Genomic DNA, 12,127 nt, shown 5'->3' with positions numbered 1-12,127 from the left:
AGTGAGTAATAAATGTCATCGGACAAGACAAAATATTTGAACTATCAACTATGGAATGGGAAAAGCGAAGATCTACCAAAAATAGTAAATAACACTATTGACAATATTGATCTTGAATTATTTGAAAGAGGACTTAATGTAAAATCAATTGGAGCAAAAGGTGATGGAGTTACCGATGATACCTCTTCAATAGAACAAGCTTTAAATCTTCTCTATCAATATGGCGGGGGAAAACTGATTTTCCCACCAGGTATTTACTTAGTTAGCAGAAAACTTACTTTTAAGGATAGAAACATAATTATACAAGGTTCAGGGCATGCAACAATTATTAAGGCTATAACCCCTATGGATCGAGTAATTGATTATTCGGGAACTAATCAATTTGGGCATCGGGGAGGTGGCATAATGAATATTAAAATAGATGCCAATAATTTTGCTGATTACGGTATCGTGATAGGATATGAAACTGGTACTGTCACAGGTGAATACTTTCATCATATTAGAATCGAGAATGCAAAAAAATGGGGTATGGTATGGGACGCATGCCAAAATAATTACTTCACTCTTATAGATATAGAGTATTGTGGCGGTGGCCTCTTAATGTTAAATGGTGCTGGTAACAACAAAGTCGATAAGAGCGAATTTGCCTCGATAAAAAAATCGTACCACGTAATGAGCGCCAGCAACTCAAATTTTCCTGGTTATGGACACAATGACTTTGCAAACATTCCGCAGGCAAATAAATTTTATTCTTGTGTTCTAGAAAGAGGTGAAGGATTAAGCTCTGTTTACATTGAAACTGGGAAACATAATCAATTTATCGATTGTGAGTTTTCTTCAACAAATATGTCAGTGTCTGCCGTTCAAATCAATTCAAATGCGGCTTTGTCCTTTTTTACCCGTTGTCGATTTGCAGGTGGGTTCACAAAGCAACCAGCAATAATAAATCGTGGGTATAGAACATTTGTTACCGATTGTTATTTTGAAAACTATACTGAAGATGAAATACTTGTATCTAACCGGACAATAATTGGCGACTGTGGATCTAATCGTGCCTCTAAACTTCCAAGAGTTAAGAACATTGGTGGCGATTCCGCTTTAAACATTCTATTTTCTGCTGCTCCCCGTTATATGGGAAACTCATCTATTCCTGATGAACCAAAGGTTTCTGAATTTTTTCATAATGATCAAAATCAACTATTCTTCCAAAGCAAATCTAAATTACAACAGTTTATTACAGGAAAAAATTTTGAAATGAAATTTGAAATCACCACTGAGAAAGTAGAGCATCTAGTTACAGTTCCCTTAACAAATGAAGGAAGTTGGATTGTAGAGATTCTCGTTGCCAATGGAGATTACAACCATACTCGGTCGGCCATATATATCGTTCGGTACAGAGACCGTGGCCAACCCGCTTATAATTTAGCGAATGTTCAAAGGTTAGTTAGTGATGTTAGTTCTGGTAATGTGATTTCACAATTAGATGCGACTGTCAATGTGGCTGGTAATTTAAGTATTAGTATTATGACCTTACTAAGTACTTCGCTAATAGTTCATGTAAAAGCTGTTTGTCAAATCGAATATTAAATAAAATAACAAATCTAGGTAAATCAAATATTTCTTAACTAGTTTTAAAATGTCTCCATATAATTATGAATGGTCTCAAAATAAAATATAGAAACTGAAGTTGACGTGGCAAAGGTATCGCCGCTGAATCCCAGGAGTTTGGATATAATCGACTAACGATATAAACGATTTTTTGTCTCGTTGACTTCAGCAAAAATAACTGCTTCTTATAACTAGGTGCAAGTACTGACTTCGTTTTAATATTAGAAATAAAGTCGAAGACATCCAAAATAAAACTTGGAGTATATTTTTTTTTATATTGTAAATGAAAATTTAGTGGGATACTTGTCTCGAATAAATGTTCTGACAGTATTAAAGCCTGGGACGCATAATGTTTACAATGATACATAGACAGAAGTGAATATAATTTTGACCAATTAATCGTTTTCTCCAGCAGCATCTTTATATCTACCAGCCATCTTAATCTAAACCACCCGTGCCTTGAACCATGCCAAACAAGATACATAAATAAGTCCTCATTACTAAGTAGGTAGACTTGCTTCCCTAAGGGGTAGCTCGTTACCCTGCGTTCCCATAGCTCGTCAAAACTTGGCTCTCTATCAGTATCTGGACTTAGTCTCCAGTGAAGTTCTACCTGAATATTCTTACTCTTGTTTATAAAAGACATATGATGTTCTCTCCATTTCCACCCTCTTCCTACTCTATAATTATTGTTAGTAGCAGAGTATCCTGATTCTAATAACAAGGCCTCTGCTCGATCTATATCTTTAATTGGGATGTAAATATCTAAATCTTTGGAAGTTCTCGATGAAATATTACCAAATAGTTCCTGTGATAAGACTGGCCCCTTTAACATAATCACAGGTATGTTTTCTTTATCGAAGCACTCATTAATTGCATGCATTTCAGCAGTGAGACTCATCATAAATAACATATTTCTTTTATACATTTCTCTAAGCAAGTCCATAATATTAACAGGTATGGTGGAAGCTTTAAGTTTTGACAACCGCTCATATACTAATGGATAAACACGATGATGGTCTACAAATTTAATAAATATATCCCAATCAAAGCCCTCTCTAGTTAAATTACTAAGCAGCGTTAAATGGGAATCATTATCTTCCGATCGTATTAGAGCGCACATGAACTTTAATTCATTTGGCAAGCCACTCGATGCATCGGCAAAACTATCCATTTCTTAATTCTTCCCTTCCTTCATATTTACAGGAAATAATTATCTTATGAATTATAAATCGCATGATTCACGTTCCTAACTTTTTTGTTCTGCTCATCAATTTGATTAGACAAACAAAGAACCACTGAAATCCAAACAAACATGCTGAATCCATTACCCAAAGTATAGAAAACACTCTCTGTTAAGGAATATAGCGAAAAGAGGACAAAAATTATGACTATATATTCACTCGACTTGTTTTTGACGTGTTTAATCATACTTCTAAAAATAAGAAAGATAATTGATAAAAATGCTAGCAGCCCTGCAATTCCGCTATTAATTAGAACAAGAACATAGTAATTATCTTTTGATGCATCAGTCTTAGCAGTTCCTTGTCCAAAAATAACTTTAAATAAACTATCGCTTTGACTTAAAAGCTCTGTCCATATTGTTAACCTGTAACTTGTTCCTTTATCTATAGCTTCCATTAGAGTCGGAAAGTCAACTATTAAAATTAATAGTAAAATAGAACCACCAATAAAGGTTAAAAACAAAGGATTCATAAATAACCTTAGAAATTTTATTACAATTTTATGTAGCATTATGGCTAGAATTAGCAATGCTGTAACGTAAAAAGATGTACGACTTGAAGATAATTGAACAAAAGTTAAATAAATTGGAATCATTACTAAATAGATTTTATTTTTTGATATTTGACTTAAAAGGAAGGAAAGGCATATCCCCATAAAAGAGTACAACCCTAATATGTTTGGATGTTCAAAATAACCCATATATCTATTCCTTAAACTGAAGGGATCGAAATGAAATGATGCTGGATTACCATATCCTAGAAGAGTTGACATCATGAGAGCAAAAAAGACCGCAAAGTAAGCGATTTTTACTATCGATTGATAGGTTATTTTCTTGCATAACATGTAATTAGGAAATATTACAAAACAATATAAAAATAAAAGTATATAAGAAGAAACGACTAGTAATGCTGAGATAAAGCTATTGAAGCTTTTAATATAGACAGTATCGACAACCATTATTGAGAACCAAATATAAAATATGGGAATTAAGACTTTAATTTGCCTTGGTAAGGTTATTTTTTCATTTAATAATGATAGGCTCATAAATAATAAATGAATTACAAAGAGGGCAAATTTCATAATATAAAAAGTTGAACTTATGCCAAATCTCATCTGAGAAGAAAAGTTAACGAATAAAACTAAAAAAAACAAAAAATAATTAAGTCTTCTTATTATCATATTTGCACCTCTTCTTTTTACAACAGTTAAAGAAATGATGTATATTATGTTTAAATCGACAATATAGGACTTTGCTCTTTAATTCCGTTGTTCATATTTGGGCGCCCTACTGAATAATAAATTAATTGAGTTCCTTTTAGTTCCTCTTCACTGTACAAATTTCTACCATCGATAAGATTAGGAAGTTTTAACCAGGATTGGATAAGATCTGGTGAGATTTCTCGGAATTCGTTCCATTCAGTAAGGATGCACAGTGCATCAGCATTTTCTGCAGCTTCGCGCACATTGTTGCAATATTCTAGGCATTCATGTTGCAAAACATTACTGAAATTTTTCGATGCAATCGGATCATATGCTTTTACTCTGGCTCCTTTACTCAACAATGAGGAAATAATTTCAAGTGCTGGCGCATCTCTAATATCATCTGTCTCTGGCTTAAAGGCCAGCCCCCAGACAGCAATGGTTCTTCCCGATAGTTCTTTTAAAATGGCTTCAAGTTTTCTAATGATGTTAAACCGTTGGTCATGGTTAACTTCAATTACTGATTTTAATAATTTAAAGTCGTAATCCATTTGACCTGCTATTTGTACAAGTGCCTGGGTATCCTTTGGAAAACATGAGCCACCATATCCAATCCCCGCCTTAAGAAAAGAGTGACCAATTCGCTTATCATACCCCATTCCTCTGGCAACTTGAGTTACATCAGCCCCCACTTTCTCGCAGATATTCGCAATCTCATTAATGAAGGATATTTTTGTGGCAAGAAATGCATTCGATGCATATTTAATCATTTCAGCACTACGGATATCTGTAATCATGATATTGTTTGTCAGAGGACTATGTAGTTCGATTAAAGTTTCCTTAACAATCTCAGTTGCTGCCCCAATGATAATTCGATCTGGATGAAGAGTATCCTCAATAGCTGTTCCCTCACGTAAAAACTCAGGAACAGAAGCTATTTCGAATGGATACATTGAGTGCTCAGCAATAATATCCCGAATTTTTTCATTAGTTCCAACAGGAACTGTACTTTTAGTAACAATGATTTTAAAGCCGTTAAGCGCCTGTCCAATTTCCTTTGCAGCCTCCATAATATAACTCAAGTTCGCTTGACCATTTGACATGGATGGAGTCCCAACAGCAATAACTACGATATCGGAATTTCTTACTGCTTCAGTCAAATCAGTTGTAAAACTCAACCGTCCCTCTTCCTTGTTGTGGGCTATAAGCTGCTTTAAACCTGGTTCGTAAATCGGGACTTCTCCTCCATTAAGCATGCTAATTTTTGAGGATATTTTGTCAACACAAATAACATCGTTGCCAAGCTCTGAGAAACATACTCCAGAGACTAGACCAACATAACCTGTTCCTATTACAGCTAATTTCACTTTTTCAGACCCCTTTCTTTAAGTTCCTAGTAAATCGTCAAACTTTTATGCAATTCTCAGCCATCTCATTCCATGTCTGATAAAGTTCGATTAATTGGTTTCGCTCCTGCCCAATCCCAGTTTGAACCACGATGATTTCCATTGGAGTTAGTGCACGTATGCTATGCAGCGTCTTCATGGGGATATGCAGCACGTTTCCTGCGCTTACACGCATAAAATTTCCGTTCTGAATAAATTCTCCTTCCCCCTTCACGATGGTCCATACCTCTTCACGGCTGGAATGCATGCGGTAACTAATATTTTTTTCTTTTGTAATACCTATTCGTTTAGTTATAACGCAGCGGCCATCGTTATACGATTGGTCATCGAGGATTCGAATCCATCCCCACTCCCTCTCTTCATACATAGGCCCCTGATTAAAATTAATAAAATCTTTTATTCGAGGACTTGCACTCTTATCGGTTACAAGAATTCCGTCAGGACTCACCGCTACTACTACATTCGAAAGCCCTACAACAGAAACAGGAATATCGATCTCATTAATTAAATGGGTGTTTTCACAATCATCACTAATAATACCTTTGCCTATTTGTTGACTGTTCATCTCTTCTGTCAATGTATTCCATGTACCTAAGTCCTTCCAGTAACCCTCGTATGAAACGACAGCTACACTTGCGGCTTTTTCAACTACTTCATAATCAAAGCTGATCTTGGGAAGTGACGAATATTGCTTGCACAACTCCTTATATTCGACAGGAAATCCCATAACTTCAAGAAGATGAATGACGTAACTAAGTTTGAATGCGAATACACCACAATTCCAAAGTGCGTTCTTACTTATTAATAACTCGGCCATCGCTTCGGTTGGTTTCTCGTAAAAGTGACTGACCGTTAAATATCCTTCAGAGTAACTATTTGAATTGCTTGGTTTGTTATCTGAAGGAATAATATATCCATATTTTGAAGAGGGGTAAGTTGGTGTTACCCCTATGAGCGCCAAGTCAACATTTGAGAGATTAATCACATTTTCCAATCCTCTAACCACTTCAAAAAAGTGATTATCTACATACGGATCAACAGGTAATACGCACACCGTCTCATTAAGTCTTACTCCCTCATGGGAGTACAAATATGTTGCTGCAAGAGAGATTGCAGCAAATGTGTCGCGTCTTTCTGGTTCCTCAATAATGGGAACATCCTTACCGACTTGACTGCGCATAATTTCAACCTGAGAACTGCTTGTTGCGATATAACTGGACTCAGCAAGTTTGCTCGCAGCTAACTGCCCCCAAACCCGTTGAACCATGGACACCTTTTCCTTTTTTTCGTTCTCTAGTACTTTTAAGAATTGCTTGGATCTAGCGTCATTGGATAACGGCCATAATCGTTTGCCTGACCCTCCGGACAATAATACCAACTTCATGCTACCTACCTCCTGTTCACACAGACAGTAATAGATTACGGTACTTATCCAACGAAATATCCCTTCTCAAATTATTATCTAAATAAGTTCTTCCTTGTAATCCTCGGCTTGTTAGCTCGTGATTCCTCAAGTTGTAAAAATAATAGATTTGTTTAATAACCTCATCATAATTTTGTGGTTCAACCACTGTCCCACATCTGCTATTTTCAATAAGCATCGCTGCTTCACTGCCTCGTTCAAGTACACCTAAAATAGGTTTACCAGCAGCCATTACACCATAGATTTTACTTGGCACGGAAACACCCTTAATCCCTTTTTGATTAACTACTAGATGAATGTCAGCTGCATTAAGCGTAAATTTAATATCAGACTTAGGTTGGAACGGAAGAAAAAAAACATTTGGGTTATCTTTAGCTTTTTGCTGCATTTCATTTTTTACAGCACCATCACCTATAAAGACAAATACGATATCATTTTGCTCCTTAAAGGCAGAGGTGATATCGATTAAATTTTCCAAATCATAATAAAGACCTAAATTTCCGGAGTACATTACAATAAATTTATCCTTCCACCCATGGGTCTCAATGAAGTCCGCCACTTTAGGATGATCTTTCGGTAAAGGGACTATATCTTTCTCATCTGTCCAGTTATTTATTACGGTATTATCTGTTACCGCACTATTCTTAAATCGATCAACTAATGTCTGCTGCATATCCTTACCGACAGTTATAATGTGGTCGGCGCATTTACAATTCACTGTGTCGACCCAGCGGGCTAATTTAAAAATCAGCTTGTTGTTCATATATCCGATTGCTTCTGCTTGCTCGGGATTGAAATCCTGGATGTTGTAAATATGCTTTGCACGTTTTGAATACTTCCCAATAGTACCGATTAGCCCGCCTACAATAGGGGGAGTAGAGATAGTGTAAATGAGATGTACTCTTTTCAGTCTGAGAATTATCAAAATGGAATAAAAAAAGTAGGTCAAAATATATTTGAGCCTACTCTGCTTACTTCTCTTATTTAATTGTGGAAGCTTAATACGTATAATATCTATATTCTCCAGTCGATCATGGGTGAAACGTCTTTTTTCCTTTTTCGGTTCGGCTTTTTCTTCAGTCTCAGCTGCAATCACAGTTATATTAAAATCATGCTGGATATGTAAACACAGTTCGGTTAGAAGCTGCCCCGTTGAAGCGTAGTCAGGATAAAAATAATTGATGACAAATACGATGTTTCGCTTCATAGTGTTACCTCTTTCAGATATTGGTTTTCGTCCTCTTTTTTGAAGCGGTGTTTGAGAAATACAGCTGGCGATCCCCCATGAATCTCGTTTGAAGGAATATCGCGTGTTACTGTGCTTCTCGCAGCAGCAACTGCCATTTCTCCAATAGTTATACCTGGATAGACAAAAACATCGCTAGCGATCCACGCCCCATTATGGATCCGGATGGGATGCGTTAGCAAAGAAAACTGCGGATCATTAATTCGATGTGAGCCGGTGCATAAATAGCTATGTTGGGATATTACGCAGTGCTCCCCAACGTCAATTTGATCCAAACTATAAAACTCCACCTGATCTCCGACCCAAGAGTAATCCCCGATCGATACCTTCCAAGGGTAAGTAAACTTAGCACTGGCTCGAATCTGAACTCCCTTTCCTATTCGAGCTCCAAATAGTCTAAGCAAGAAATTTCTCCAGGAGTACATAGGATGTAGTGAAAATCGAAATAAACTTCCTTGGATCATCCACCATAAAAGGACAATAAAGCCGTTCCGTCCCCGGGAATACCAGCTTTGATTATATTGATCCAACCTTATGATGTTCTTCATAATTTTTTTTGCTCCCATTTGTTCTAGAGTTTTTATCATCAACCATGTTGTGCTCGTAAATCTTTGCGTCGATCAGAAATCGATACCAAAAACCTTGTAAAAAATGAAAAATCAATCCCTGTTTTCCATCTAGAAATCCTAGTTTAATGAAATAGCGGTAAAAGAAATACAAGCCCGGTCTTGTAAATAAAGGTGTTCGATAATACACTAAATGCTTTAACCATCTCTTTCTTTCAGCTTGGCCCTTAAATAAACTTGGTTTTAATTCCTGTTTTGATTCTTCCGTTTTCTTCCGGTTCATAATATATTCTGTTAACTCTTTGTTAGAATACCAATTATGTTTTTGAGTCCACCATTCCAGATTCTTTGTATTGTTATCAATGAGATCAAATTTAAAGGTCACAGAGCTACCTTTTAACAAAATAATATGCTCGTCCATCAGCTTCTGTTCGCAGACAGCCGTACCAGTTCTAAATATTCTCAACAAGCATTGAGGATAAACATCTCCATGTTTGATCCATCTCCCCATAAAATAAACTCTTCTCTTCAGAATTACTCCGTTCACTTCTTCAGGGAGATGCTCTAATCGCCTGTTAATTTCATCACACAATTCGGCAGTCAATTCCTCATCCGCGTCCATTCTCATAGTCCAGGTAGTAGAAATATTCGTATTTTTAAAGGCCCAGTTAAGCTGCGAGGCATGATCTTGAAATTCATGCTCATAGAAGTCCAATCCCAACATCTCACAAATTTCCTTCGTTTTGTCCGTACTATAACTGTCCACTATAACGATTCTTTTTGCTATGTTGCGTATGGACTTAATACATTTTTTAATATTATCTTCTTCATTTTTTGTAATAATGACAATCGTTAAGTCATTCAAGTTTCCTATCCTCCTTTCAAAATTTATAGTTGTCCATTTAGAATTAATCTGTAATTGTGATCTAAGCTTTGACCTACTTTCGACCACTGATAATATTTTTGAACCAATGCTTTTCCATTCTCACTAATGGATTTTGAATAAACGGGATTATCTAGAAGCTTTATTATTTTTCCAGTTAATTCGTCTGCATCACAGTTCACAACTTCACCGGCATGGTTTTGTAGTAGTTCGCGATATATATTGACTTTGTTTGATATAATGACTGGCAAACCACATATCATGGCCTCTATCACCGAAATTCCGAAGTTTTCAGAATAGGATGGCAGAACAAACATATCTGAATCATAAAGCACTTCTAACTTGTCACGCCCTGTTAACATTCCTGTAAAGGTTACACGAGAATTCAAATTACGCTCATCAATCCAATTCCTTACTTTTTCCCCATACCCATCATTGTCCGGTCCAGCAATCACAAGATGAATATCGTCCCGTTGTTCTGCAATGTTGCCGAAAGCCTGAATCAATAAATCGAGACCTTTCTTAAAATTCAATCTACTAAAGAAAAGTATAACTTTTTTCCCCTTGGTTTCCGGGTACTTTTCGCGGAATTGTCCTTTTGTAATACTGAGATTATATTCATCTAAATAAAGCCCGTTGGGGACAATGAATCCTTTATCATTATTTACAAATGGTTGAGCCAGCAGCTTTTCTTCTTCAGTTGTATAATGAAGCGCTTGTGCATGCTTAATATTTCTGTTTTCAAATAAAAACTCTATAACAGCTTTCTTCTTTCGACTCCTTTGATATAGAAAGGGATCCAATGTGCCATGGGGCCTAATAATATATGGAATGTTATAAAGGCGGCAATAATGCGCAGCAACAGCACCATGAAAAAGATATAGAGAATGGATATGAACTAAATCAAATTCCTGGTGTCTCAAACTCTTTTTTAGAGCCTTTGCCATAGGTAAAGAAGTTCCGAAAAACCTTGGATTTTGTATTGGGAAATAGTAGATTTTTACACCTTCATTTAAAACCGGTGTATTCACCGGTACATCCAATACGCCATCCCCGTCCTGATTGGTTGTAAAAATTGTAACTTCGTTGCCCATTTCCACAAGACTTTTAGCCATCCCTATAACTGCTTGCGATGGACCTCCGTATCTTGTCGCTAAATTAGCAATGACATGTAAAATTTTCATTTTATTCAACACCTCTGGGCAAAAAATATATCAGAATAAGGACACTTGTTTATCAAAAGTTACTTCTTGGGACGGAGATCACGTCTACATTGCTCTGTTTTCTTACTGAAAAAACGACGCATGCCAGAGTTAATGCTGCCCTCGTGATCATCCCAGCACATACACTCATTGCTGCCCCTAATAAATAATATTGAGGAATGAAATATAGAGAAGTAATCATCACACAGATGCATGACAAGATATAAATAGGAACCTGTACTTTAATAAATCTTGAAGCAGTTAATGCTATACTCAGACAACTAGCTATATACCAGACAGCACTTGCGGCCATTATATAGACGAATGCTTGGTGATGTGCGGCATAATTTGAACCATACATAATATTTAATATTTGTTTACCGTATACGATAGCCGCTAGAATACCGATCACCCCAACTCCTGTAGAAAGACATACTAATCGGATAAGTAATTGTTTGAACTTATTAAGATTGAGCCTATAGTATGAGGCCAGTTTCGGGCTTGTAGATTGGAGCATCGCATTTACCACGGTTCCGCCAGCAATCATGAAATAAGATATTGCAGCATAATATCCCACTGTTTCTTCCCCACCAATATTTTGAAGGACATATCTTGGGATATTACTATTTAGAGAGTCGAGAGTGGAGACAATTCCTAACGGAATAGTCAACCAGGCGATTTTTGTTAATTGTTTAAAGTCCATGGTTCGAATCAAAAACATACTGCTTAATTTTATTGGTTTTTTGATTACCGTTGATAGCTTATAACCGTTTTTCAAATCATATAGTAATAGAATCATTAACCAAGTTATGGCTACAGACAAAGATCCCAATACTATACTGTTTGTAAGTGCCATTGTTATCGATAGAATTACCAGAGATATAATTCCTTTTAGGATCATTGAGGTTGATATGTAATTCATATTTTCATGTTTCTGAAAAAACCCAAAATAAATATCAGAGATAGATTCGAATACTTTAGCCAAACCTATAAATAAGGTTACAAGGAACAAATCCCAATTCTGATAGCCCCACAGAGCAATAGCGACAATAACAAAATATGCTATAAACATAGTGACTAGACGAAGCTTCAAGTAATGATGAAATTCGTATTGTGAATTCGTATCGGTTGCTTGAAAATTACGAAGCTGGAGATTTAAGAACAAAATAATTGGAGCTGTTACCGCGAGTCCAAGTGAATACTGCCCAACAAAGATAGGATTTCCTAGTCTGGCAATGACAATAATCATTCCCCATTGTGAGATGGAGTACACTAAATTGCCGAGCAGCAATGAGGTGAAATTTCGTCCAGCCAGAGGAAGCCTAAGTGTATGCTTTTTTGCATTCAT

At 36.3% G+C, this 12,127-nt stretch carries 10 protein-coding genes; 1 reads left to right on the top strand and 9 read right to left on the bottom strand.

Annotation, left to right across the window (positions count from 1 at the left end; translation table 11 throughout):
- Positions 1-12: 12 nt before the first annotated feature.
- Entirely contained in the window at positions 13-1,587 is a 1,575-nt protein-coding gene (locus MKY74_RS11425) for a glycosyl hydrolase family 28-related protein (protein ID WP_076170368.1), read from the top strand.
- A 34-nt stretch (positions 1,588-1,621) separates the two neighbouring features.
- Here MKY74_RS11425 and MKY74_RS11420 read toward each other — a convergent pair whose 3' ends face one another.
- The 9 genes from MKY74_RS11420 to MKY74_RS11380 are packed head-to-tail and all read right to left on the bottom strand — an operon-like array spanning position 1,622 to position 12,127.
- Entirely contained in the window at positions 1,622-2,782 is a 1,161-nt protein-coding gene (locus MKY74_RS11420; protein WP_076170369.1) for a nucleotidyltransferase domain-containing protein, read from the bottom strand.
- Between the two features lie 44 nt (positions 2,783-2,826).
- Positions 2,827-4,032, bottom strand: a complete 1,206-nt coding sequence (locus tag MKY74_RS11415; protein WP_076170370.1) for an O-antigen ligase family protein — start codon at positions 4,030-4,032, stop codon at positions 2,827-2,829.
- 50 nt (positions 4,033-4,082) lie between these two features.
- Positions 4,083-5,420: a UDP-glucose dehydrogenase family protein gene (locus MKY74_RS11410; protein ID WP_076170371.1), complete on the bottom strand. Its 1,338-nt coding sequence runs from the start codon at positions 5,418-5,420 to the stop codon at positions 4,083-4,085.
- 37 nt (positions 5,421-5,457) lie between these two features.
- Positions 5,458-6,843, bottom strand: a complete 1,386-nt coding sequence (locus tag MKY74_RS11405; RefSeq protein WP_076170372.1) for a sugar phosphate nucleotidyltransferase — start codon at positions 6,841-6,843, stop codon at positions 5,458-5,460.
- A 16-nt stretch (positions 6,844-6,859) separates the two neighbouring features.
- Entirely contained in the window at positions 6,860-8,089 is a 1,230-nt protein-coding gene (locus MKY74_RS11400; RefSeq protein ID WP_076170373.1) for a glycosyltransferase family 4 protein, read from the bottom strand.
- Entirely contained in the window at positions 8,086-8,676 is a 591-nt protein-coding gene (locus tag MKY74_RS11395; RefSeq protein WP_076170374.1) for a putative colanic acid biosynthesis acetyltransferase, read from the bottom strand. Before MKY74_RS11395 ends, MKY74_RS11400 begins: the two co-directional genes overlap by 4 nt.
- On the bottom strand, positions 8,645-9,559 hold the full coding sequence (locus MKY74_RS11390) for a glycosyltransferase family 2 protein (protein WP_076170375.1): 915 nt from the start codon (positions 9,557-9,559) through the stop codon (positions 8,645-8,647). Before MKY74_RS11390 ends, MKY74_RS11395 begins: the two co-directional genes overlap by 32 nt.
- A gap of 23 nt (positions 9,560-9,582) precedes the next feature.
- Complete coding sequence (locus MKY74_RS11385) at positions 9,583-10,761, bottom strand: glycosyltransferase (RefSeq protein ID WP_076170376.1); 1,179 nt, start codon at positions 10,759-10,761, stop codon at positions 9,583-9,585.
- Positions 10,762-10,813: 52 nt separating this feature from the next.
- The gene (locus MKY74_RS11380; protein ID WP_076170377.1) at positions 10,814-12,127 is read right to left on the bottom strand and encodes a lipopolysaccharide biosynthesis protein; all 1,314 of its coding nucleotides are present in this window, start codon (positions 12,125-12,127) and stop codon (positions 10,814-10,816) included.

Source organism: Paenibacillus sp. FSL R5-0378 (assembly GCF_038009285.1).
Taxonomy (GTDB): Bacteria; Bacillota; Bacilli; order Paenibacillales; family Paenibacillaceae; genus Paenibacillus_AQ; species Paenibacillus_AQ favisporus.
The sequence above is the reverse complement of the archived record's forward strand: the minus strand, read 5'-3'. Positions and strand labels throughout refer to the sequence as shown.

Coding starts and splice junctions, on each gene's coding strand:
- MKY74_RS11405 (WP_076170372.1), bottom strand. CDS start 6,843: ATGAAGTTGGTATTATTGTCCGGAGGGTCAGGCAAACGATTATGGCCG.
- MKY74_RS11415 (WP_076170370.1), bottom strand. CDS start 4,032: ATGATAATAAGAAGACTTAATTATTTTTTGTTTTTTTTAGTTTTATTC.
- MKY74_RS11380 (WP_076170377.1), bottom strand. CDS start 12,127: ATGAATGCAAAAAAGCATACACTTAGGCTTCCTCTGGCTGGACGAAAT.
- MKY74_RS11400 (WP_076170373.1), bottom strand. CDS start 8,089: ATGAAGCGAAACATCGTATTTGTCATCAATTATTTTTATCCTGACTAC.
- MKY74_RS11385 (WP_076170376.1), bottom strand. CDS start 10,761: ATGAAAATTTTACATGTCATTGCTAATTTAGCGACAAGATACGGAGGT.
- MKY74_RS11395 (WP_076170374.1), bottom strand. CDS start 8,676: ATGAAGAACATCATAAGGTTGGATCAATATAATCAAAGCTGGTATTCC.
- MKY74_RS11420 (WP_076170369.1), bottom strand. CDS start 2,782: ATGGATAGTTTTGCCGATGCATCGAGTGGCTTGCCAAATGAATTAAAG.
- MKY74_RS11425 (WP_076170368.1), top strand. CDS start 13: ATGTCATCGGACAAGACAAAATATTTGAACTATCAACTATGGAATGGG.